This window comes from Phyllobacterium sp. TAF24, from assembly GCF_052113785.1.
GTDB lineage: Bacteria > Pseudomonadota > Alphaproteobacteria > Rhizobiales > Rhizobiaceae > Phyllobacterium.
Genome location: NZ_JBFRDN010000019.1, coordinates 90746 through 112271 on the forward strand (window position 1 = coordinate 90746; position 21526 = coordinate 112271).

General features: G+C 54.0%; 23 protein-coding genes and 1 tRNA gene. 13 read left to right on the forward strand and 11 right to left on the reverse strand.

Going from position 1 to position 21526, the window contains the following annotated elements; all coding sequences use genetic code 11:
* Nucleotides 1-3: 3 nt before the first annotated feature.
* Together AB4Y96_RS16875 and AB4Y96_RS16880 are read right to left on the reverse strand one after the other, a co-directional pair.
* Nucleotides 4-480, reverse strand: coding sequence for an Hcp family type VI secretion system effector (locus AB4Y96_RS16875; RefSeq protein WP_441918565.1), 477 nt, complete (start codon nt 478-480; stop codon nt 4-6).
* 363 nt (nt 481-843) lie between these two features.
* A tRNA-Gly gene (locus tag AB4Y96_RS16880) sits at nt 844-918 on the reverse strand.
* A 234-nt stretch (nt 919-1152) separates the two neighbouring features.
* On the opposite strand from AB4Y96_RS16880, the gene AB4Y96_RS16885 reads away from it, so the two are divergent.
* The 6 genes from AB4Y96_RS16885 (at nt 1153) to AB4Y96_RS16910 (ending at nt 4786) form a co-directional block, all read left to right on the forward strand.
* On the forward strand, nt 1153-1662 hold the full coding sequence (locus tag AB4Y96_RS16885) for a prolyl-tRNA synthetase associated domain-containing protein (protein WP_441918566.1): 510 nt from the start codon (nt 1153-1155) through the stop codon (nt 1660-1662).
* Between the two features lie 66 nt (nt 1663-1728).
* On the forward strand, nt 1729-2709 hold the full coding sequence (gene trxA, locus AB4Y96_RS16890) for a thioredoxin (RefSeq protein ID WP_441918567.1): 981 nt from the start codon (nt 1729-1731) through the stop codon (nt 2707-2709).
* 61 nt (nt 2710-2770) lie between these two features.
* The gene (locus AB4Y96_RS16895) at nt 2771-3433 is read left to right on the forward strand and encodes an LON peptidase substrate-binding domain-containing protein (RefSeq protein ID WP_091879382.1); all 663 of its coding nucleotides are present in this window, start codon (nt 2771-2773) and stop codon (nt 3431-3433) included.
* A gap of 22 nt (nt 3434-3455) precedes the next feature.
* Complete coding sequence (locus AB4Y96_RS16900) at nt 3456-3650, forward strand: Trm112 family protein (RefSeq protein WP_112522786.1); 195 nt, start codon at nt 3456-3458, stop codon at nt 3648-3650.
* A gap of 73 nt (nt 3651-3723) precedes the next feature.
* Nucleotides 3724-4296 (forward strand): TetR/AcrR family transcriptional regulator, encoded by a 573-nt coding sequence (locus tag AB4Y96_RS16905; protein WP_091879385.1) that lies wholly within the window; start codon nt 3724-3726, stop codon nt 4294-4296.
* 67 nt (nt 4297-4363) lie between these two features.
* Nucleotides 4364-4786, forward strand: coding sequence for a metallopeptidase family protein (locus AB4Y96_RS16910; protein ID WP_441918580.1), 423 nt, complete (start codon nt 4364-4366; stop codon nt 4784-4786).
* 102 nt (nt 4787-4888) lie between these two features.
* On the opposite strand, the gene AB4Y96_RS16915 is transcribed toward AB4Y96_RS16910, so the two are convergent.
* Complete coding sequence (locus AB4Y96_RS16915; RefSeq protein WP_091879388.1) at nt 4889-5095, reverse strand: DUF1737 domain-containing protein; 207 nt, start codon at nt 5093-5095, stop codon at nt 4889-4891.
* Entirely contained in the window at nt 5092-6021 is a 930-nt protein-coding gene (locus AB4Y96_RS16920) for an HpcH/HpaI aldolase/citrate lyase family protein (protein ID WP_441918568.1), read from the reverse strand. The genes AB4Y96_RS16915 and AB4Y96_RS16920 overlap by 4 nt, the downstream gene beginning before the upstream one ends.
* A 105-nt stretch (nt 6022-6126) precedes the next feature.
* Here AB4Y96_RS16920 and leuD point away from each other — a divergent pair, with 105 nt between their 5' ends.
* Nucleotides 6127-6732: a 3-isopropylmalate dehydratase small subunit gene (leuD, locus tag AB4Y96_RS16925; protein WP_091879391.1), complete on the forward strand. Its 606-nt coding sequence runs from the start codon at nt 6127-6129 to the stop codon at nt 6730-6732.
* Nucleotides 6733-6830: 98 nt separating this feature from the next.
* On the opposite strand, the gene AB4Y96_RS16930 is transcribed toward leuD, so the two are convergent.
* Nucleotides 6831-7865 (reverse strand): aspartate-semialdehyde dehydrogenase, encoded by a 1035-nt coding sequence (locus AB4Y96_RS16930; RefSeq protein ID WP_091879392.1) that lies wholly within the window; start codon nt 7863-7865, stop codon nt 6831-6833.
* A 549-nt stretch (nt 7866-8414) separates the two neighbouring features.
* Here AB4Y96_RS16930 and AB4Y96_RS16935 point away from each other — a divergent pair.
* Complete coding sequence (locus AB4Y96_RS16935; protein ID WP_441918569.1) at nt 8415-10298, forward strand: MFS transporter; 1884 nt, start codon at nt 8415-8417, stop codon at nt 10296-10298.
* A gap of 64 nt (nt 10299-10362) precedes the next feature.
* Here the strand turns inward: AB4Y96_RS16935 and leuB are convergent, their stop codons facing one another.
* Nucleotides 10363-11475 (reverse strand): 3-isopropylmalate dehydrogenase, encoded by a 1113-nt coding sequence (leuB, locus tag AB4Y96_RS16940; RefSeq protein WP_441918570.1) that lies wholly within the window; start codon nt 11473-11475, stop codon nt 10363-10365.
* A 220-nt stretch (nt 11476-11695) separates the two neighbouring features.
* Between leuB and AB4Y96_RS16945 the strand changes: the two genes are divergently transcribed.
* The 3 genes from AB4Y96_RS16945 (at nt 11696) to AB4Y96_RS16955 (ending at nt 14300) form a co-directional block, all read left to right on the forward strand.
* Nucleotides 11696-12082 carry a hypothetical protein gene (locus tag AB4Y96_RS16945; RefSeq protein ID WP_244518306.1) on the forward strand — a complete coding sequence of 129 codons (387 nt, stop codon included), beginning with the start codon at nt 11696-11698 and terminating at the stop codon, nt 12080-12082.
* Between the two features lie 110 nt (nt 12083-12192).
* Complete coding sequence (locus AB4Y96_RS16950) at nt 12193-12867, forward strand: response regulator (RefSeq protein WP_091879399.1); 675 nt, start codon at nt 12193-12195, stop codon at nt 12865-12867.
* Nucleotides 12864-14300: a sensor histidine kinase gene (locus AB4Y96_RS16955; protein ID WP_441918571.1), complete on the forward strand. Its 1437-nt coding sequence runs from the start codon at nt 12864-12866 to the stop codon at nt 14298-14300. Before AB4Y96_RS16950 ends, AB4Y96_RS16955 begins: the two co-directional genes overlap by 4 nt.
* A 7-nt stretch (nt 14301-14307) precedes the next feature.
* Here the strand turns inward: AB4Y96_RS16955 and AB4Y96_RS16960 are convergent, their stop codons facing one another.
* A complete protein-coding gene (locus tag AB4Y96_RS16960; protein ID WP_441918572.1) occupies nt 14308-14784 on the reverse strand; it encodes a MarR family winged helix-turn-helix transcriptional regulator in 477 nt (158 codons plus the stop codon).
* A 154-nt stretch (nt 14785-14938) separates the two neighbouring features.
* Here AB4Y96_RS16960 and AB4Y96_RS16965 point away from each other — a divergent pair, with 154 nt between their 5' ends.
* On the forward strand, nt 14939-15361 hold the full coding sequence (locus AB4Y96_RS16965; RefSeq protein WP_441918573.1) for an organic hydroperoxide resistance protein: 423 nt from the start codon (nt 14939-14941) through the stop codon (nt 15359-15361).
* 193 nt (nt 15362-15554) lie between these two features.
* Entirely contained in the window at nt 15555-16376 is an 822-nt protein-coding gene (locus AB4Y96_RS16970) for an alpha/beta fold hydrolase (RefSeq protein ID WP_441918582.1), read from the forward strand.
* Nucleotides 16377-16427: 51 nt separating this feature from the next.
* Here AB4Y96_RS16970 and AB4Y96_RS16975 read toward each other — a convergent pair whose 3' ends face one another.
* The 4 genes from AB4Y96_RS16975 to AB4Y96_RS16990 all read right to left on the reverse strand — a co-directional run.
* Nucleotides 16428-18479 carry a M3 family metallopeptidase gene (locus AB4Y96_RS16975; protein ID WP_441918574.1) on the reverse strand — a complete coding sequence of 684 codons (2052 nt, stop codon included), beginning with the start codon at nt 18477-18479 and terminating at the stop codon, nt 16428-16430.
* Nucleotides 18480-18623: 144 nt separating this feature from the next.
* Nucleotides 18624-19847 carry an argininosuccinate synthase gene (locus AB4Y96_RS16980; RefSeq protein WP_441918575.1) on the reverse strand — a complete coding sequence of 408 codons (1224 nt, stop codon included), beginning with the start codon at nt 19845-19847 and terminating at the stop codon, nt 18624-18626.
* An 84-nt stretch (nt 19848-19931) separates the two neighbouring features.
* Entirely contained in the window at nt 19932-20726 is a 795-nt protein-coding gene (locus AB4Y96_RS16985; protein ID WP_441918576.1) for a phosphatase PAP2 family protein, read from the reverse strand.
* Nucleotides 20727-20928: 202 nt separating this feature from the next.
* Nucleotides 20929-21526: methyltransferase domain-containing protein (locus tag AB4Y96_RS16990; protein ID WP_441918577.1), on the reverse strand; the 598-nt coding region annotated here is incomplete at its 5' end.

Below are 21526 nucleotides of genomic sequence, written 5' to 3' on the forward strand. Positions count from 1 at the left end.
TCTTTACGCAGCGCGCGTTGTGGCGAGATCGTAAGAAGCAATCATTGGCGACTGCGGCTTCTGGTTTTCATCGTATGGTGTGTACTTCACTTCCATCTTCGTGAAGTTCAAACGCAGCGTCTCAACCGGACGATCACCATTGGAATCAACCGAATAGTTGGCGATCAAAGTGTTGGTCAGCTTGTATTCGATATAAGTCTGGCCGGGATTGCCTGTGGTCACCAGATGAATGGTGGCAAGCTTGCCCGAGCTGCCGGAAACGGCTTCCTGAAACAACTTCGTCGAAGATGAATCACTGACCTTGGTCAGGACAACTTCGCTGATTGTCGGCTCGGATGCTTCGCGGTTCGCTGCCGAACCAGCCGAAGTGCTCATTCTACGGCCTACGTTCCAATGAATGGCTTCGATATCCATCCACTTCTTGTGCGTTTCTTGGGTCGCATCACCCTGAATTCCATCAAGCTGCAAGTAAATCGGCATGCTCTCTCCTTTGGTGCGGCCCTAGCAACAAATTGCTAGCAATACGGAAGTATCTTTTAAAAGAACAATCGATGCAAGATACAATGGGGTGGCAATTCTGCGACACACTCTACGGCTATTGGACGCGCATTTGCAGGGTAAAATGCACGAGTACCCAAACTGTTATACTTGGAGTTATGGTCACAGCGGTTTAGCAATCAGCAATTATAAATTGTCCAAGTTGCTGGTCATGATTGGGCGAGTTGTAGATGTAACCGCGAAGTAACCGAGACCGGGAGAATGCCTTCTCATATTAGTGGGATAAAGGGGCCTCAAATAGCAAAAAGGCCCGGTGAAAACCGGGCCTTTTGAACTTCAAACAACTGGAGCGGGAGAAGGGATTCGAACCCTCGACCCCAACCTTGGCAAGGTTGTGCTCTACCCCTGAGCTACTCCCGCATGTGCCAGTTTGTCTTGCGAAGCGGGGCCTATATGACCCAAGCACAGGGCAATTGCAACAGTGAATTTTCGACTTTATGACGATATTCGAAAAAATTGTTGAATGATTGCGTTGGCCTAAAGGTCGAACACTTGTTTAAACGCCGTATCGCTGGCTTTTCGCTTGAGAGCGCGCGTCGAAGTGATTAGGACAAGAAAGCTTATTTCCTGATGATCGGTGCCGCGAGAGCCAGAATGCCCAAGACATATGACGAGCTGATGCAGAAACTCGATGAACTCGGGATCAAAACGTCAACGATTCGCCATGCACCGGTATTTACGGTCGCCGAAGCACAGGATTTGCGCGGGCAGGTTGCCGGTGCTCACACCAAGAACCTTTTTCTTAAAGACAAGAAGGATAAATTCTTTCTTGTGACTGGTGGCGAAGAGGCACTGGTCGATCTCAAGACGATTCATACAAAGATTGGTGCTTCAAGCCGGGTGTCCTTTGGAAAGCCGGAAAAGCTGATGGAATATCTTGGGCTTGTTCCTGGCTCCGTCAGTGTGCTGGGCGTGATCAATGACGAGGACCATCAGGTAAAGGTGGTGCTCGATGAAAATCTTATGCGCAACGATATCATTAATGCGCATCCCCTGAGCAATGATGCGACAACCTCTATCGCAAGCGATGACCTCAAGCGCTTTCTGAAGGCGACGGGTCATGAGCCCCTGATCTTGAAAATTGACGAATCGAACCCAACCTGAGTGCAGACATGCGCCAGTCCAACCGGACTTGGCAAATACGTGACCAGCGGATGCGGGAGAACTTTCATGAGCAATACAGATAACCCGTTCAGTGGCGGCTATGGCAGCGCGTCTGGCACGACGACCGTATCCTATGGCGGCTCGGCTCCATCTGCGCCCTCAAAACCTGTGGGCGCCCTGATCAAGGATACAACCACCGCAGGATTTGCTACCGATGTGATTGCCGAATCGAAGAACCAACCGGTTCTGGTTGATTTCTGGGCGCCGTGGTGCGGTCCGTGCAAGCAGCTGACCCCTATCATCGAAAAGGTGGTGAATGCCGCTGGCGGGCGTGTAAAGCTCGTTAAAATGAACATTGACGAACATCCGGCGATCGCCGGTCAGTTGGGTATTCAATCTATACCGGCTGTAATTGCCTTTTCGGACGGCAAACCTGTCGATGGTTTCATGGGTGCCCTGCCTGAATCCAAGGTGCAGGAATTCATCGATCGTATTGCATCACCCGATGGTGACAGGGATGCGGCCATCCAGGCAGCGCTGGATGCGGCGACACAAGCGGTTGCGGCCGGTGATGCCGAACAGGCTGCCCAGATATACTCCGCGGTTCTTGACGAGGTGCCTGATCATGTCGGCGCGCTTGCCGGATTGGCAAATTGCCTGATCGAGCTTGGTGATCTCGATCAGGCTAAGGCCGTTCTGGCGCAGGTTCCAGCGGATAAGAAGGAAGATGCCGGCGTACGGGCAGCAGAAGCAAAGATCGCCTTGGCCGATCAGGTGGCCAAACTGGGTGATCCCGTTGCTTTGGAAGCAAGGCTTAAAGCTGATCCAAAGGATTATCAGGCACGTTATGATCTCGCCATGATCCTGAACGCCACCGGAGAGCGTGACGAGGCTGCCGATCATCTTCTTGCCATCATGAAGGCCGATCGCGCGTGGAACGATGATGGTGCCCGCAAACAGCTGTTGCAGTTCTTCGAAGCATGGGGGCCGGCTGATCCAGCGTCACTTACCGCGCGCCGGAAACTGTCTTCCCTGCTGTTTTCCTGAATAAAATAGGGCACAATAGCGATCGGTCCGTGTTTCAGCGGATCAATCACTGGAGCTGGTAATGCAAGCAGGCAATGTTCGTTATCGGACGCTGGAGAATATTCCGGAAAGTGTACCGATTTTTCCTCTTTCGGGAGCACTGTTGCTCCCCGGCGGGCAACTGCCTTTGAACATCTTCGAGCTGCGCTATCTGGCGATGGTGGACGCTGCTCTGAGCGGTAAGCGTATTATTGGTATGATCCAGCCCCGCTTCGATCAGGGCGAAGAGGAAACGGATGAATTATGCGAGGTCGGGTGCCTTGGCCGCATCACGTCCTTTGCTGAGACAGGCGATGGCCGTCTTTTGATCACGTTGCAGGGCATTTGCCGCTTTCGGATTGTCAAGGAATTGTCCAGCAGAACACCGTTCCGGCAGTGCAAGATCGCGCCGCTTCTGGCTGATCTCGACGAGGCAGATGATTCGGAAGTGGATCGCACTGCTCTGCTGCGTGTTTTCAGGGCTTATCTTGATGCAAATAATCTTGAAGCGGATTGGGATGGTATTTCCCGTGCGGGCAACGAAACGCTGGTGAATGCACTGGCAATGATGTCGCCTTTTGGTGCGGCGGAAAAACAAGCCCTGCTTGAAGCGGCCGACCTGAAAACCAGAGCTGAGACTCTGATTGCAATCACTGAAATCATGCTGGCAAAAGACAAAGATGATTTTGGGTCAAACCTGCAATGACCCACTTCAAGGGAGCGCACCCGTGATTGAACCAAAACGCGAACCGGCAATAGATCGCAAGTTGCTAGAGCTTCTGGTCTGCCCCTTGACCAAGGGGCCCCTTGTCTACGATCAAGAAAAGTCGGAGCTGATTTCAAAATCGGCGCATCTTGCTTATCCCATCCGCGACGGCATCCCGATCATGCTGCCATCAGAGGCGCGGACCATCGAAGATTAGATATTTTAACTCCATTTTTCACGGAAACTGTGAGAATATGAGTCAGTTGAATAACTGAATCAGAGGCGGTTCCTTGACCAAGCGGAATGACAAACGCGATATTCTTGTCGCTACAGCCGCCGGGTTGTTCTGGCGTCGGGGTTTTGCGGTGACAAGCCTTGCGCATATCGCAGCGGAGTCCGGCATTCCGCTTGGCAATATTTATTATTACTTCAAGACCAAGGCCGAGTTGGCGCGCGGTGTTGCTGATATTTTCGTGGCTGAAACCGAGGATATGCTGACGGAAATTGTTGAAGCGGATCAGGAGCCGCGCAAGCGTCTGCAGCTACTCATTGAAAAACTGGCGCATTCCCTAAAAAGCCGAGTGGAGAACGGGTGTCCGATCGCCTTGGGCATTCGCGACTTTCGACATGAATCACCGCAGGCGGCTGAACGGGCTGCGGAAGTTTTCAGTCTTCTCATCGGATTTATCGGAAGAGAACTCGGGAGAACGGGACTGCGGCCTTCAACGGCGCTTGCAACAGCGCGCAATGCGGTGGCGGAGTGGCAGGGCGGCATCATGCTTGCCCATGGCTTGAAAGACCCAACGGTCCTTGCAGAAAGCTTCCGGCGCATGGAACGGCTTCTGGTGCCTTCGCGGAGCTAGTTCGCATGGCACTCGCATCCTTGGTGTAAAAGCACTATATCAAGCGAAAAGTGCTCCGGGAGTTTTAATGGCCAGAAGTAACCAAACTGCAGATTGGACTCATCGCTTGTCACCGGCTTTGAGCGAAATCGAATCCCTTGCGATTGAAGCCTATGCGCATCTGCCGGAGGATTTTCGAGCTCTCTGCGGTGATATCACCATTCAGGTATCCGAATTCCCCGAGGACCAAATCGTTGAAGATATGGGTCTGGAATCGCCGTTTGATTTGCTTGGCCTGTTCGAAGGCCGGGGAATCGGTGAACGTTTTTCGCTACAGACGGGTGAACAGCCCAATAAAATCACTATTTATCGTCGTGCTGTCCTTGATTATTGGGCCGAATATGAGGAGGCTCTGGGCGATATTGTCACGCACATTCTCATCCATGAGATTGGCCACCATTTCGGCCTTTCAGATGAGGATATGGAACGGATTGAAGCAAGCGTCGACTAATCAGCGATTGCGGGAAAGGCTGCTCTCAAGACGAAGACCCACAATGGATATGTCAGAGCAGCAATATGGAGCACCGAAAAGCCGCCTGAGTAATGCTGCGGCTTAATAGTCGCTGAGCTTGATACCCGGATCATAATCGACCCCATCAACATCCTTTACCACCGCTTGGCCACACTGCATTGTGCCGGTGACGGAGTTGAAGGCATAGGTAGGCGAGCCGTAAATGTGCCAACCTTTATTAACGGCAGCCGTAACCTTATGACAGAAGCTGGCATCATCGGGGCCGGTCAAAAAGCGGTACAGTTTCATGCTTTGTCTCCTTTGATTTGCACTTTCGCCAGCGTCTTTTCCGCATTGGCGAGATGCAGGCGTTCAACCATTTTTCCATTCAGGGCAATCGCCCCCTTGCCAGCATTTTCAGGCAAGGCGAAGGCTGCAACAATGGATTCGGCTTCTGTAAGGGCCGCCTCATCCGGCTGAAAAGCGCGGTTTGCTGCATCGATCTGCGAGGGATGGATAAGTGTTTTACCGTCAAAGCCCATTTTCGAGCCCTGAGTGCATTCAGTTGCAAAACCGGCAGTGTCCGCAAAGTTGTTATAGACGCCATCTATGACATCAAGGCGCCCGGCTTTGGCGCAAAGAACGATCTGCATCAGCCATGGTATGAGATAGGAACGGCCTTCGCTCAGACTCATACCCGTTTCCTTGGCGATATCATTGGTGCCGACGACAAAACAATCAAGACGACCCGTGGACCGTAAACCAAGCTCAGCGATCTCATCCACGTTCAGAATGCCGCGCGGTGTCTCGATCATCGCCCAAAGCCTGATATTTTCTGAAGCATCGGTCTCTTCGAGTATTTCGGTAACGCCGGTTATATCATGCGGTGTCTCGACTTTCGGCAAAAGGATTGCGTCGGGTTTGCAGGCCCGCGCAGCCAGAAGATCTTCGGCGCCCCACTCACTTGCAAGCGCATTGATACGAATGATCCGTTCAGCCTTGCTTGCCGGATTGGCACGGAAATAATCGCGCAAAGCCTCGCGGGCCTCATCTTTTGCATCCGGCGCAACAGCATCTTCCAGATCAAAAATAACCGCATCAGTATCAAGGCTGGCAATCTTGGCGAGAGCCTTGGCATTTGAGGCGGGAACGTAAAGAACCGAGCGGCGAGGGTGAGACGTTTTGCGCATGTCACTTTTTTGCATTGATCTGTGAGCCAAGACAAGAGCAATCATGCGCAGCTGACTGCCCCAATCTGCCACAGGCGGAAGGTCTTTGATTTGCCGCCAAGCTGGTGTAAAGCCAACATACTCATCTTATGAACACCACAGGCAGAGATTATGGACAAGTTTACCAAGCTCACCGGCGTTGCCGCACCGTTGCCGATCATCAATATCGACACGGATATGATCATTCCCAAGGATTACCTGAAGACGATCAAGCGCACAGGACTTGGTACCGGACTTTTTGCCGAAATGCGCTTCAATGAAGACGGCTCGGAGAATCCGGATTTCGTCCTCAACAAGCCAGCCTATCGCAAGGCGCAGATTCTGGTTGCCGGTGATAATTTTGGTTGCGGTTCCAGTCGTGAGCATGCGCCTTGGGCGTTGCTCGATTTCGGCATCCGCTGCGTTATCTCGACCAGCTTTGCCGATATTTTCTACAATAACTGCTTTAAGAACGGCATTCTGCCGATCCGTGTCAGCCATGAGGATCTCGACAAGCTGATGGACGATGCACAGCGCGGTGCCAATGCAACGCTGACGATCGATCTGGAAGAGAAGACGATCAGGGGTCCTGATGGCGGTCAGATCAGTTTCGACCTTGATGAATTCCGTCGCTACTGTATGCTGAACGGTCTTGATGATATTGGTCTCACCATGGAAAAAGCCTCGAAGATCGACACCTTTGAAGCGGCCAATGCCCAAAGGCATCCCTGGGCTTAAGCGCTGAACCATGCAGGTTTAAGCCTGTTGATACTATCGATTATTCAAAGAAAAAGGGCGCAGAAACTGCGCCCTTTCTTTTTTGCGGCATTGCCTGTTTAAGCTGCAAGCTGCTTGGGCTGGATCAGCCCACGAGCCACCAGAAGCTCGGCGATCTGAATGGTGTTAAGCGCGGCACCCTTGCGCAGATTGTCAGAAACAATCCAAAGCGATAGGCCATTCTCGACAGTGATGTCCTCACGGATACGCGAAATATAGGTCGCGTCTTCACCCGCTGCCTCGTAAGGCGTGATGTAACCGCCATCTTCATGCCGGTCGATGACAAGACATCCTGGAGCATCGGACAGGATATCGCGGGCTTCCTCTGCGCTCATCGGGCTTTCGAACTCAATGTTGACGGCTTCCGAATGACCGATAAAAACAGGTACACGCACGCATGTCGCCGTCAGCTTGATCTTGGGATCAAGCATCTTCTTGGTCTCAGCGACCATCTTCCACTCTTCCTTGGTGTAACCATCTTCCATGAAGACGTCGATATGCGGAATGACGTTGAAGGCTATGCGCTTGGTGAATTTCTTGGCCTCGACAGGATCAGCAACAAAGACAGCGCGTGACTGCTGGAAGAGTTCGTCCATGCCTTCTTTGCCGGCGCCGGAAACGGACTGATAAGTGGAGATGACAAGACGCTTGATCTTTGCCTTATCGTGCAGTGGCTTCAGAGCCACGACGAGCTGGGCAGTCGAGCAATTCGGGTTGGCAATGATGTTCTTCTTGGTAAAGCCGACGATGGCATCGGGATTTACTTCCGGAACGATCAACGGAACGTTGGAATCGTAACGCCAGGCGGAAGAATTATCGATGACGACGCAGCCCTGCGCACCAATCTTCGGTGACCATTCCTTGGAAATATTGCCGCCAGCCGACATCAGGCAGATATCGGTGTCGGAAAAATCATAGGTGTCGAGGGCCCTGACCTTCAGTGTGCGGTCGCCAAAGGAAACTTCGGTACCCTGTGACCGGCGCGAGGCAAGCGCAACAACTTCACTCACTGGAAAGCCACGCTCTTCCAGTATTGTCAACATTTCGCGGCCCACATTGCCCGTGGCACCTACAACCGCAACCTTGAAACTCATGTGCTATCTCCTGTCCCTCACCGCTCTTTGCAAAAAACCCGCTGGCCACTGCGGGTCTTTTCCCCCGGGCCGGACCCGGGAGGGGGCGAGCAGGCCAAGGGAAATCAGACCGTTTTTGTGGTCGTTTTGGCCGACATTTTGGTGGAAAGAACAGACGCGCCTGCGCATCCGGCATGAAAGCCGGAACCGCTCGTCAAAAAGTGTGCAGTTGATTCGCTGCTCACGGGGGCGTCTCCTTAACCTGACACGCTTGTATCCGCTTTCCAAAAAGAGTCAATTGTCCATGCAAAAGATAAGAATATGTCGCGTTACACACAATTTTGGACTTTTGCTGCCAAAAGCAGTCTTTGCTTTCGTGAATATTTGTTCAACACTTGGGCGGTGCATGGGGTGCATGACCTTTGGGGGGAGAGTTCCGGAGGACATTCACCGGCGTGAGATCAGTTGAAGCCAATGGGCTTGGCCAATGAAATCCTGCGCAGTGACAAAAACTGAAGATATGACCGGACCTTGGGGCCGGGCAAATGCTGTTTTCTGGGAGGAATAGAAATGGCGACCACTTCTGTGGCTGGCGACGCCAGCCGGGCTATGACGAGAGAAGAGAAGAAAGTTATCTTCGCTTCTTCTCTTGGAACTGTTTTCGAATGGTACGACTTTTACCTGTACGGCTCACTAGGTCTTTTCATAGGTCAGGCCTTTTTTAATGAGTACCCTGAAACAACCCGTAACATCTTCGTGTTGTTGGCTTTTGCAGCAGGCTTTCTTGTTCGTCCATTTGGAGCGTTGGTTTTTGGCCGCATTGGTGATCTGGTCGGACGTAAATATACGTTCCTTGTCACCATCCTGATTATGGGTACGTCGACCTTTCTGGTCGGTTTTCTTCCCGGATCTGCAACGCTGGGTATTGCAGCACCAATCATCCTGATTGTACTGCGCATGTTGCAAGGATTGGCACTTGGCGGAGAATATGGCGGTGCGGCAACCTATGTCGCGGAACATGCGCCAAACAACCGGCGCGGTTACTACACCTCCTGGATTCAGACCACCGCAACGCTCGGTCTGTTTTTGTCATTGATAGTTATTCTGATTGTTCAGAACATGCTTGGCAAGGAAGCGTTTGCTGCATGGGGATGGCGCGTTCCCTTTGTTCTTTCCTTTGTGTTGCTTGGCATTTCCGTATGGATTCGTCTCTCCTTGAGTGAATCGCCTGCGTTCAAAAAGATGAAGGAAGAAGGCAAGGGCTCCAAAGCGCCGTTGACGGAGGCGTTCGGTCAGTGGAAAAATGCCCGGATCGCTCTGCTTGCGCTGTTCGGTTTGACTGCCGGTCAGGCTGTCGTTTGGTATTCCGGTCAGTTCTACGCGCTGTTCTTTCTGCAGAACGTGCTCAAGGTCGATGGACAGTCTGTCAATATCATGATTGCGATAGCCCTGCTGCTCGGCACCGGCTTCTTCGTCTTCTTCGGTTGGTTGTCGGACAAGATTGGCCGCAAGCCGATCATCATGGCTGGTCTCGCTCTGGCAATCCTCACATACTTCCCACTGTTTCAGGCGCTGACCAAGGCCGCCAATCCGGCATTGGCACAGGCCGAAGCAACGGTTCGTGCAACTGTGACCGCAGCGCCGGGTGACTGTAACTTCCAGTTCAACCCTGTTGGTAATGCCAAGTTCACCAGTTCGTGCGATATTGCCACGTCGTTTTTGTCCAAAAGTTCCGTACCCTACGACGTTGTCAATGGCCCTGCTGGCCAGCCAGCCACGATCAAGCTTGGCGATACGGTCATCCCGTCCTACGACGCTGTTGCCGCCGGTGCGGATGCAACTGCCAAGAATGCGGTCCTGACGCATGACCTGAACCTTGCCCTGCAAAAGGCCGGGTTCCCGCTGGTGCGGGCTGCTGCCAAGGTCCCGGACGTGAAGCTGGATGGCTTCGTCAAAGCTAATCCGGAACTCAATCTTGATGCTGCTGCCATTCGTGCCGGTGAAAAGGCCGTCACGCCGGTTGCCAATCTCGTTAAGGACAAGCTGCTTACCGCGGAACAGGCAGCCGGTGCCACCGAGATGGCTGTTTACACGATCGCCAATGGCGGCGCGTTCAGCGTGGTTGCCGACCCCAAGGCCGTGAACTGGCCGATGACCATCGCCATTTTGTTCGTTCTCGTGCTCTACGTGACGATGGTTTACGGCCCGATTGCTGCGATTTTGGTCGAGATGTTCCCGACCCGCATTCGCTACACCGGCATGTCATTGCCCTATCATATTGGCAATGGCTGGTTCGGCGGTCTGGTTCCGGCAATCGTTTTTGCGATGAGTGCGGCTAAGGGCGATATCTACTACGGCCTGTGGTATCCGATTGTTATCGCCGCCATGACACTGATCATCGGTCTGATCTTCGTCCGTGAGACCAAGGGACAGGATCTGAACGACATCAAGTGATTTGAGGCTGATAAAAAACCCGGCGCGATCACTCGCGCCGGGTTTTTCAATAAGATACCGCCGATCAGGCAGCGAGCGCCTTGAACTTGGCAAGGATCGCATCGCCCATCTGGGTGGTGCCAACCTTGGTGCTGCCTTCGGACATAATATCAGCCGTGCGAATACCGTCGCCAAGAACACCGGCAATCGCAGCTTCCAGCCGGTCCGCTTCTTCAACCATATTGAAGGAGTAGCGCAGGCACATGGCGAAAGATGCAATCATGGCAATCGGGTTGGCTGCGCCAGTTCCCGCGATATCAGGGGCAGAACCGTGCACTGGCTCATAAAGCGCCTTGCGGCTGCCGGTCTTGCCATCGGGCGCGCCGAGAGAGGCGGAGGGAAGCATCCCGAGCGAACCGGTAAGCATCGCGGCAATATCCGACAGCATGTCGCCGAAGAGATTGTCGGTGACAATCACATCGAACTGCTTAGGCCAGCGAACCAGCTGCATGCCACCGGCATCAGCCAGCATATGTTCAAGCTGAACATCGGAATAGCGTGCCTTGTGCGTGGCGGTAACCACCTCGTTCCACAGAACGCCGGATTTCATCACATTGCGTTTTTCCATTGATGTAACCTTGTTGCGGCGCGTGCGCGCCAGCTCGAAGGCAACACCGGAAATACGCTCGATTTCGTAGGTGTCATAAACCTGCGTATCGATACCGCGTTTCTGACCATTGCCGAGATCAACGATCTCCTTGGGTTCGCCAAAATAGACGCCGCCGGTCAATTCACGCACGATCAGGATATCGAGACCTTCGACCACGTCCTTCTTGAGGGAAGAGGAGTCGGCAAGTGCCGGATAGCAGATGGCAGGGCGCAGATTTGCGAAGAGTTCCATATCCTTGCGCAGGCGCAGAAGGCCAGCCTCCGGACGCACGTCATAGGGGACGCTATCCCACTTTGGACCGCCGACAGCGCCGAAGAGAACTGCATCTGCTGCCATGGCCTTTGCCATGTCGGCATCCGAAATCGCCTTGCCATGGGCGTCATAGGCGCAGCCACCGACAAGGCCCTCGTCCAGTTCAAAGCCGCTTTTGAGTTCAGCATTCATATAGGCGATGATCTTGCGGACCTCGGCCATTGCCTCGGGTCCGATACCGTCGCCGGGAAGAAGAAGGAGCTTTTTCGATGCCATTTCGGGGAAACCTCTAGGAGCGTTTGAAAGGGATGGCGGGTTCTTAGCGCAAGTTCAGCAAAGATGGAAAGCTTTCTGCGAAATTTTCTGACAGTTGATGCGCTCTGCAATGATTTGTGAAGCGGCAGTCATATCACTGCAACCCTCAGGTAATGTCGATGCAATCTTCGCAGCCTAGTTGCCGGGCATAAGTTTTGTCGATGGGGGTTTCCATATGTCCATGCACAATGCCCGTAATTGCAAACGGGTTATCGGAGCCGGTTTTGTAGTTAGCGCATTGATTTTGGCAGGATGTGCGTCCGACATCATGAAGAATTATATCGGGCAGCCGGTTGAATCGGTGGTTATCGATTACGGCCCGCCGACCGAAGTTCTCGATCTTGGTCCGGGAGAGCGCGCTTATCAGTGGCGCAAGATATCGACCAATGCTGTTTCAGGCACATCCAGCGGTGAGGTCCGCGATACACGGCATGGCAGGCGTTATGTGGAAACGGAAACGCCCGGCTATGTCGAGCAGAAGGAATGTTTTTATACATTCTACGCCCGTTCGTCCGGTGGTCGCTGGTACATCACCAATTTCCGCAAGCCAAAGCTGGAGTGTGAATGATGGGCGGATCATACAGTGCGAGCAACACTGCATTTATCTGCGAGTCATGATAAAGATTTTGTCACCACACGCGGGCCTTAGTGCCGGTGTTTTACCAATGGAGAATTTCAATGCGCATCTTGCTGCTTGAGGACGAGCCTGAGATGGCTTCGGTCCTGAAAGCCGCGCTGGAGCGTCGCGATGTGATCGTCGATCACGTATCGACATTGGCCGATGCCGAGGCTATGGCAAAATTTGGTCCCTACGACGCTGTGGTGCTGGATCGACGGTTGCCGGATGGAGAAGGTTTGAGTCTCATTCCACGTCTGCGGGCCCTGCATGTTGATGCGCCGGTGATCGTGCTGACGGCCATGAGCAGCCTCAATGATCGTGTTGCCGGACTGGATGCAGGTGCGGATGACTATATGGTCAAGCCGTTTGCCACGGAAGAGCTGATGGCCCGCCTGCGTGCACTGCACCGGCGTCCATTCACCCTACGTGCAGAGCAGACAGTCATTGGCCGGTTGACCTATGATTTCCGCCACCGTGAAGCGCTCATAGATGATCAGCCACTGGAATTGCCGCGGCGGGAGAGGCTGGTGCTTGAGACCTTGATCCGCCGGCCGGGGCGTACGGTCCTGCGTGCCACGCTCGAAGAATCAGTCTATGCCATGGATGATGAGATTGGCTCGAATGCGCTTGACGCCCACGTGTCACGACTGCGGCGCAAGCTGGAAGATGTGGCCGCAGGCGTCGAGATCCGGGCTATACGCAATCTTGGCTATCTGTTACGGGCAACTGCATGAAGAAAATCCGTCCGCGCTCGTTGCAATGGGTTCTGGTTCGCAGGCTCATTGTGCTGCAGGCAACGACGCTGCTTATCTTCATCGGGCTGTTTTCGCTGGTCTTGTGGGTGGCCAATCCAAAGTTGCTTGTCGATAATGAAGCGGCTGTGGATCTTCTGAAAAGCGCAATCGACCGGGATGCCGACGGCAAGCTGATCGTGCGTGAGACTGAAGAACTGAATGCATTCCGCGAGGAGTTCCCCAGACTTTGGTTCATTGCGCGCGATACAAACGGGCAGTCCGTACAGCAGGGCGATATTCCCGTTGGTTATGAGAATGATACCAGCGATCTTTTGAAGGCCGTAGACCACGCAACTCTCGGCTTTAGCGAGGGGGATTTGCGCCCTGAAGCTGTCGTCTCAAAAATCGATACCAAGGCCGGCCCCATACAGGTCATCACCTCTACGCGGGCATCTCGCGATGAAAATGAGGGCCTGGAAATCAATATTGATATGCAAGTGGACATGGCGCGAAATCCGGATGGTAGTACGGCCTGGATAAGGGTCGTTCCAGTTCTCATTATCGTTATCATCGCACTGCTTTTGCCCATTATCATCGTGATGGGCGTGACAACGCTGGTTACAACGCCAGCAGTTGTGCGCCGGTCGCTGGCTGGGCTTGTTGCAACGGCCACTCAGGCGGGACGTATTGATATCAATAACCGTGCCATGCAACTGCCCATCGAACAGGTGCCGCTGGAAATTACGCCGCTGGTTCAGGCTTTCAACCACGCGCTTGCCCGGCTTGGCCAAGGCTATGATCAGCACAATCGCTTTCTGACGGATGCGGCACACGAGCTGCGTACGCCCATTGCGATCCTGCGAACGCGAGCCGAGCTTTTGACGGAAGATCCGCAAAGTGCGCGTTTGCTCCAGGATATCGAGCGTTTGTCGCATCTGGCGCAGCAATTGCTCGACCGTCAATTGCTTGACCAGCCGGTTGGACCGGGTGAGGTTGTCGATCTTGTGCCGTTGGCTGGTCAGATCGCGGCAGATTTTGCGCCTTTGGCAATTGCTGCCGGTTACGATCTTTCCTTCGAACCACCGGCAAAGCCCGTCTATGTTCAGGTCAACACGTTGCAGATCGAACAGGCTGTTGCAAACCTCATCCGCAATGCAATCGAACATTGCGACGGGAAGGGAACTATTACCGTATTGGTTGACGAGGCGGGCGGTATTGAAGTTCGTGATGAAGGACCGGGTATTCCGGAGGAAGAGCATGAACACGTGTTCGAGCCCTTCTATCGTCTGCGCCCTCGCTCCAGCGGGGCTGGTCTCGGCCTTAACCTCACCCGTCAGATTGCCCGATTGCATGGTGGGCGTGTCGATATATTGACCGGACCGTGGCGTGGTGCGCGTATCCGCCTGCAATTGCCAATACAAAAAGCGGCTTGATCGGTCGCTATTTTACCTCGTCGATACTTTCCACCAGATTGTCCCGCATGGTGATCAGTTCCGATCTCAGGGATTTTGCCTCATCCATAGTGCATCCGAAGGCCTTACCCATGGCAATAGGTACGGCCTCGGCCTGTGCGCGCATCGCCCGCCCATCAGCAGTTAGACCAATTAAGACCTGACGCTCATCCACCGTGTCGCGGCGGCGTGTAATCAGCCCCGCGGCTTCCAATCGCTTGAGCAGAGGCGTCAGCGTACCTGAATCCAGACTGAGCTTGTCACCGATTGCCTTCACGGTCTGGTTTTCTTCTTCCCACAGGACGACCATCACAAGATATTGCGGATAGGTCAGGCCCAGCGCAGCAAGACGAGGCTGATAGGCGCGCGTCACCGCGTTGGCGGTGGAATAGATAGCGAAACAGAGGAAGTTCTCCAGCTTGAGGAGAGATTCCTGATTGTTCATGCCTGCCTTTTCCATTGTCATTACTCCGTCCGCATTGCCGCCTAACATACACAAAGCAATTAAATTGCGCACCATTTAATTTTTCGTAACTCATATGTAATTTTCTATTGCGCGCAATTCAATTGTGTGCAACTTAATATGCATCGAATAATCGATACAACCCAAGGAGCCCACCATGAGCATTCTCTACACCACCAAAGCGACAGCAACCGGCGGACGCGATGGCCGTGCATCCAGTGAGGATGGCCGCCTGAAAGTGACGTTGTCGACACCGAAGGAACTCGGCGGCAATGGGGCGGAAGGCACCAATCCCGAGCAGTTGTTTGGCGCCGGTTATTCAGCCTGCTTCATCGGTGCAATGAAGTTCGTTGCCTCGCAGAAGAAAATCAAATTGTCCGATGAAACATCGGTTACTGCGACAGTTGGCATTGGCCCGCGCGAAGACGGCAAAGGCTTTGGCCTTGATGTTGCTCTGGCGGTGACATTGCCCGGCATTGATGCGGCAACTGCACGCGAAATCGTCGATGGCGCACACATCGTCTGCCCCTATTCGGAAGCCACCCGCAGCAATCTGAACGTTCGTATCTCCATCAACTAGGCCGCGATTAATCCAGCGGTTCACGGGAATGACGACCATGAGCAAGAACGAAACTCTTCTGACGTCCCGCCGCTCCTTTCTGACAGCAAGTGCAGGTCTTGTTGCTGCCGTCAGTCTCAAGGTCGGCGATGCGCAAGCAGCAGACAAGCCGAACAAAACCAAATCCAGAGAGCCAGTCAAAGGACATAAGGTCATGACAACATTCACGACGAAAGATGGCACCGAAATTTACTATAAGGACTGGGGCAAAGGACAACCGGTTGTGTTCAGCCATGGTTGGCCGCTGAATGCCGATGCCTGGGAAGATCAGATGGTTTTCCTCGCCTCGAATGGCTACCGTGCCATTGCGCATGACCGGCGCGGCCATGGCCGTTCCAGTCAGCCGTGGAACGGCAATGACATGGATACCTATGCCGACGATCTGGCCGAACTTGTCGAAAAGCTTGATCTGAAAGACGCCATTCACGTTGGCCATTCAACGGGTGGTGGTGAAGTTGCCCGCTATATCGGTCGCCATGGCACCAAGCGCGTGGCCAAGGCTGTGCTGGTCGGCGCTGTGCCACCGCTGATGTTGAAAACAGCAGCCAACCCCGGTGGTCTGCCGATCGAAGTGTTCAATGGCATTCGCGATGGTGTTGCTGCTGATCGCTCGCAATTCTTCAAGGATCTGACGACACCGTTCTATGGAGCCAATCGTCCGGGCGCCAAGGTTTCGCAAGGTGTACGCGATGCCTTCTGGCTTCAAGGTATGCAGGGTGGGCTGAAGAATGAACTTGATTGTATCAAGGCATTCTCGGAAACGGATTTCACCGAAGATCTGAAGAAGTTCGACATACCGACCCTGTTTATCCATGGGGATGACGATCAGATCGTGCCAATCGACGACTCGGCCAAGATCGCCACAACTTTGGTCAAAGGCTCGAAGCTGACGATCTATCCGGGCGCACCGCATGGTCTGGCAACGACCCACAAGGATCAACTCAACAAGGATCTCCTGGCATTTGCCAAGGCTTGATCGATCAGAAAAACCCGCCGCGCTCTACCGAGTGCGGCGGGTTTTTTGATTTCAGGCGAGACCGCGCTTTTCGATCATCGCGTCAGGTGTTGGCATCTTGCCGCGGAAGGCCTTGTACAATTCTTCCGGATCGCGGCTGCCGCCGGCCGAATAGATATATTGCTTCAGTTTCTTGGCAAGCTCAGCGTTGAAAACATCGCCGGTCTCTTCAAACGCCTTGAAAGCATCGGCATCAAGCACTTCCGACCACATGTAGGAATAGTAACCGGCGGAGTAACCATCGCCTGAGAATACGTGGGTAAAGTGCGGGGTGCGATGACGCATGATGATGGCGTCAGGCATGGAGAGGCTCTTCAACGTATCAGCTTCAAATTGGATCGGATCAACTGGCGGCGTGCCGTCCGCATGGAAGGCCATATCGACCAGTGCGGAGGAGGTGAACTCCACCGTATTGAAACCGGCATTGAACGTGTTGGCTGCAAGTACCTTGTCGAGCAACGCCTTTGGCATGGCTTCACCGGTCCGATAGTGAACAGCGTATTTTTCCAGAACTTCCGGCACCGTCAGCCAATGTTCGTAAAGCTGTGATGGCAGTTCGACAAAATCCCGTGAAACCGAGGTTCCCGATACGGCAGGCCATGTCACATCTGACAGGAGGCCATGCAACGCATGACCAAACTCGTGGAAAAGCGTGCGTGCGCCATCCAGCGAAAGAAGCGCTGGTTCACCCTTTGGAGGTTTGGCAAAGTTCATAACGTTGTAGATAATCGGCTTCTGGCCGCCATCAAGCTTGTGCTGCGATTGCAACGCGCTCATCCATGCACCCGAGCGCTTGGATTGCCGGTTGAAATAGTCGCCGAGGAAAAGGCCACGACGACTGCCGTCAGGATTTTGCACTTCCCAGACGCGCACATCGGGATGCCAGGTTGGAATGCCGGTCTTTTCTTCAAAGCGGATGCCGAAAAGACGCGTAGCCACATCAAAGCAGGCTTCGATAATCTTTTCGAGCTGGAGATAGGGCTTGAGTTCCGCCTCGTCGAAGGCAAAGCGCTCGGTGCGTAGCTTTTCGGCGTAATAGCGCCAGTCCCACGGCGCCACCTTGTGGTTCCGGCCTTCTGCAGCGATCAAGCGTTCCAGATCAATCTCTTCTTCAGCAGCCCGGTTGCGCGCCTTGTCCCAGACAGGTTCCAACAGATCCATGACGGCCTTGGGTGTCTTGGCCATAGTATCGTCAAGCTTGTAGGCAGCAAAGCTGTGATATCCAAGCAACTTGGCTTTTTCGGCACGCAGCGACACCATTTCGGCAACGATGGCGCGATTATCCGTTGCTCCACCGTTCTCGCCGCGTGCGGCCCAGGCTCGAAACGCCTTTTCGCGCAGGGAACGGTCCTCTGAAAAGGAAAGGAAGGGCTCAATGATCGAACGGGAGAGGGTGACGGCCCAGGCGTCTGGCCGGTCCCGTTCTTCAGCAGCGCCACGCATGGCGGCGCGGACAAAATCGGGTAAACCTTTCATCTGTGCTTCATCGGTTATGAACAGCGCCCAATCAGCTTCGTCCTTGAGGACATTTTGACCGAACTGCGCACCGAGGCTGGCCAGCTTTTCATTGATATCGGCAAGACGGGTCTTGCCTTGCTCATCGAGCCGCGCACCGCTGCGTACAAAGCCTTTCCATGTCTTTTCCAGAACGCGGTCGGTTTCCGCATCGAGGCCAAGGAAATCCCGCTGCTCGTAGAGCGAATCAATACGGGCAAACAGCTGCGGGTTCATCATGATTGATGAGTAATGGCGCGACAATTTGGGCGCGAAGACGCGCTCCAGTGCCTGAATCGCCTCGTTGGTGTGCGCACCGGCGCGTAACCAGAAAATGGAGGAAACGCGATCCAGACCCTCACCTGATAGTTGCAATGCCTTCAGCGTGTTCTCAATGGTCGGCGCTTCGTGATGATTGACGATAGCTTCCACATCGGCAAGATCAGCCGCAAGAGCTGCGTCAAAGGCTGGAGCGAAATCGTTGTCTGTAAAGGCTGTGAAATCAGGGAGCCCGAGCGGTCCGGTCCAGTCCGTCAATGCAGGGTTGTTAGACGTTTTTTCTAAGGACATGGGAAAGCTCCGGCATAGATGATGAACTGTGGTTCTAACATCTAAGGCGGCAATAGAGCGACCACAAGTCAACAGTGCCAGAAAGCTTGGCACCCAAACGAAAAACGGGGCTCGCGCCCCGTCATCATCTGCATTTTGCTAAAATCAACTGTTACGCTTGCGCGCGGCCAGTGTCCGGAGGCGCAGGGCGTTCAGGCGGATGAAGCCCGCTGCATCCTTCTGGTCGTAGGCGCCGCGATCATCCTCAAAGGTGACGAGTGCATCGGAATAGAGCGACTTCTTCGATTTGCGGCCCGATACCATCACATTGCCCTTGTAGAGCTTGAGGCGCACGACGCCTTCCACATCGTCCTGGCTCTTGTCGATCATGGCCTGCAGCATCTCGCGCTCCGGTGAGTACCAGAAGCCATTGTAGATGAGTTCCGCATAGCGGGGCATGAACTCATCCTTGAGATGGGCCGCACCGCGATCCAGCGTGATCGATTCCATGGCGCGGTGCGCCGCGAGCAGGATCGTACCGCCGGGTGTTTCATAGACGCCGCGTGATTTCATCCCAACAAAGCGATTTTCGACCAGATCGAGACGGCCAATGCCGTTGTCACGGCCCAGATCGTTGAGGGTCTTCAGCAGTGTTGCCGGTGAAAGCGGCTTGCCATCAATGGCCACGGCATCGCCTTTTTCAAACGCGATCTCGATTTCGGTCACCTTGTCGGGTGCATCCATGGGCGAAATGGTGCGCTGATGCACATATTCAGGCGCCTCCTGCCACGGGTCTTCGAGAACCTTACCCTCGGAAGACGAATGCAAGAGATTTGCATCGACGGAGAACGGAGCTTCGCCGAGCTTGTCCTTGGCGATCGGGATCTGATGCTCACGGGCAAATTCAATAAGGTCGGTGCGGGACTTGAAAGTCCAGTCACGCCATGGGGCGATAACCTTGATGTCGGGGTTCAGCGCATAGGCGGAAAGTTCGAAGCGCACCTGGTCATTGCCTTTGCCGGTCGCGCCATGGGCGATTGCGTCGGCGCCGGTACGGGCGGCAATTTCCACGAGGTGCTTTGAGATCAATGGGCGGGCAATGGATGTACCGAGCAGATAGACGCCTTCGTAGACGGCATTGGCGCGGAACATCGGAAAGACGAAATCGCGGACGAACTCTTCGCGCACATCCTCGATATAGATTTCCTTGATGCCGAGCATCTCGGCCTTCTTGCGCGCTGGTTCCAGCTCTTCGCCCTGACCAAGGTCAGCGGTAAAGGTAACGACTTCTGCGCCGAGTTCCGTTTGCAGCCATTTAAGGATGATCGATGTATCGAGACCGCCCGAATAGGCCAGCACGACTTTCTTGACGTCTTTCCACTTGTTCATTCTGTTTCCCTGACTGCCTGGCAGCCCTGCTGTCGTTTTAATGAAGGTGGGGTTCTTTTATCAGTTGGGGCAATGTTGGCAAGATCAGCTTTGATCGCGCGTATCAGGCAGTGGAAAGCGGCGCGAGGTCCACATCTCGCAAAGACAGGTCAACACACAAAAGACGATCACCGTTGAGAGAGACCCCAGTATCACGTCGGAAATGTAGTGCCGACCGAAAGCAACCCGCAGCACGTCGGTGACAATGATGATGACCATTATGGGCAATGCCAGTCTTCGCCTGACTTCATGTGGCCACAGAGGGAGTAGACAGATAAGCCAGGCTATGCCCGCGGCCTCTCCCGAAACGAAAGAGCAATTGTGCTGGCAGGCATTCGACCACTGCGCAGCTGCCACGAAGGGTTGTTCGCCGCCAAAAAGCAGGGCGTTCGCCGGGCGAGGACGTCCAATGAATTCTTTCATGAAAGCATTGACCAGCAGTCCGGGTCCTACGGCCAGTGTGATGAGGGCCACGGTTGAGATGCGGATTCTTTCATGGCTCCAGCGCAGACCGGAGGCGAGATCGCGCAAGGCAATCGTGACAATCACGGAAGCTGCCACGATTGGAAGCGCATAAAAAGCGCGCCGCAATGTCTTGAGGAGAGGAACCTCTGCCGCCGGGAAATCTCCACAAATCTTGGCACCAATAGTCGTTACGCAATCAGACGCAAAAAAGAACAGTGACGTGACTGATTTATCGATCTCCGGCACATGGTTGAAAAGGATAGCCAGTGCTGCCCACAGGATAATAAGGCTGATAGCAAGCGCTGGTTGGCTCCAGGCGCCAAAACCATAGGGCGCCTTGCCACATGCGGCAGATGTTGTTCGATAATAAACCATACGGCTCTCTGGCTGAAATACTGGTCCGTTCTGGCGTGCAATGATTGCAGTGTCATTACAGAACACGTCTTTCAACTGACTGGGGAAAGGTATTTAATTAAGGCTGCCTGATGTCAGCATTTTGAAACTCTAAATGCAAATGGCGGCCAATTGGCCGCCATTTGCGTTGGAAGTTTGCTTTGCGTGTTTTGAAAGTTTGCTTTCAGCGCGTGGCGACCATGAACAACCGTGGAAAGGGGAGAAGGACAGTGCCATCCGGCAGTGCCGGATAAGCCTTTGCGACCGCCCGTGTGTATCGTTCGAGATAGGCCGCCCGTTCATTTTCATCAAGTGGATCAAGATATGGCCGCAGACCCGTCCCCTTGAACCATTCTACAACGGCTGGCGCACCACCGGCGAGTGGGTGGTGATAGGTGGTTTGCCAGATATCGACCTTGGAGGATATTGGGCGCAATACGCGATAATACCATTCCGCGCTTTGCCGGGGCGACCGCTGGCCAGCCGCTGCCGACAACTTGGCGGCCCATGGCCCGTCGGATGCGATTTCCCGCATCAGCCGATGCGTTGGCTCATCGAGATTGTTAGGGATCTGGACGGCAAGACTACCACCCGTTGCCAGCTTGCTGATCAGATTCGGCAAGAGCGTGGCGTGATCGGGAAGCCACTGGATGACGGCATTGGCCAAGATGACGTCATAGGGTCCGTTGCCGTTCCAACGTGCGATATCGGCCACCTCGAATGTGACTTCAGGCAGCCGCTTGCGGGCCGCTTCTACCATATCTTCAGAACTGTCCATTCCC

Coding starts and splice junctions, on each gene's coding strand:
- AB4Y96_RS16970 (WP_441918582.1), top strand. CDS start 15,555: ATGACAACATTCACGACGAAAGATGGCACCGAAATTTACTATAAGGAC.
- AB4Y96_RS16945 (WP_244518306.1), top strand. CDS start 11,696: ATGCACAATGCCCGTAATTGCAAACGGGTTATCGGAGCCGGTTTTGTA.
- AB4Y96_RS16975 (WP_441918574.1), bottom strand. CDS start 18,479: ATGTCCTTAGAAAAAACGTCTAACAACCCTGCATTGACGGACTGGACC.
- AB4Y96_RS16895 (WP_091879382.1), top strand. CDS start 2,771: ATGCAAGCAGGCAATGTTCGTTATCGGACGCTGGAGAATATTCCGGAA.
- AB4Y96_RS16915 (WP_091879388.1), bottom strand. CDS start 5,095: ATGAAACTGTACCGCTTTTTGACCGGCCCCGATGATGCCAGCTTCTGT.
- AB4Y96_RS16965 (WP_441918573.1), top strand. CDS start 14,939: ATGAGCATTCTCTACACCACCAAAGCGACAGCAACCGGCGGACGCGAT.
- AB4Y96_RS16885 (WP_441918566.1), top strand. CDS start 1,153: ATGCCCAAGACATATGACGAGCTGATGCAGAAACTCGATGAACTCGGG.
- trxA (WP_441918567.1), top strand. CDS start 1,729: ATGAGCAATACAGATAACCCGTTCAGTGGCGGCTATGGCAGCGCGTCT.
- AB4Y96_RS16910 (WP_441918580.1), top strand. CDS start 4,364: ATGGCCAGAAGTAACCAAACTGCAGATTGGACTCATCGCTTGTCACCG.
- AB4Y96_RS16980 (WP_441918575.1), bottom strand. CDS start 19,847: ATGAACAAGTGGAAAGACGTCAAGAAAGTCGTGCTGGCCTATTCGGGC.
- AB4Y96_RS16960 (WP_441918572.1), bottom strand. CDS start 14,784: ATGACAATGGAAAAGGCAGGCATGAACAATCAGGAATCTCTCCTCAAG.
- AB4Y96_RS16985 (WP_441918576.1), bottom strand. CDS start 20,726: ATGGTTTATTATCGAACAACATCTGCCGCATGTGGCAAGGCGCCCTAT.
- AB4Y96_RS16955 (WP_441918571.1), top strand. CDS start 12,864: ATGAAGAAAATCCGTCCGCGCTCGTTGCAATGGGTTCTGGTTCGCAGG.
- AB4Y96_RS16920 (WP_441918568.1), bottom strand. CDS start 6,021: ATGATTGCTCTTGTCTTGGCTCACAGATCAATGCAAAAAAGTGACATG.
- leuD (WP_091879391.1), top strand. CDS start 6,127: ATGGACAAGTTTACCAAGCTCACCGGCGTTGCCGCACCGTTGCCGATC.
- AB4Y96_RS16875 (WP_441918565.1), bottom strand. CDS start 480: ATGCCGATTTACTTGCAGCTTGATGGAATTCAGGGTGATGCGACCCAA.
- AB4Y96_RS16930 (WP_091879392.1), bottom strand. CDS start 7,865: ATGAGTTTCAAGGTTGCGGTTGTAGGTGCCACGGGCAATGTGGGCCGC.
- AB4Y96_RS16950 (WP_091879399.1), top strand. CDS start 12,193: ATGCGCATCTTGCTGCTTGAGGACGAGCCTGAGATGGCTTCGGTCCTG.
- AB4Y96_RS16935 (WP_441918569.1), top strand. CDS start 8,415: ATGGCGACCACTTCTGTGGCTGGCGACGCCAGCCGGGCTATGACGAGA.
- leuB (WP_441918570.1), bottom strand. CDS start 11,475: ATGGCATCGAAAAAGCTCCTTCTTCTTCCCGGCGACGGTATCGGACCC.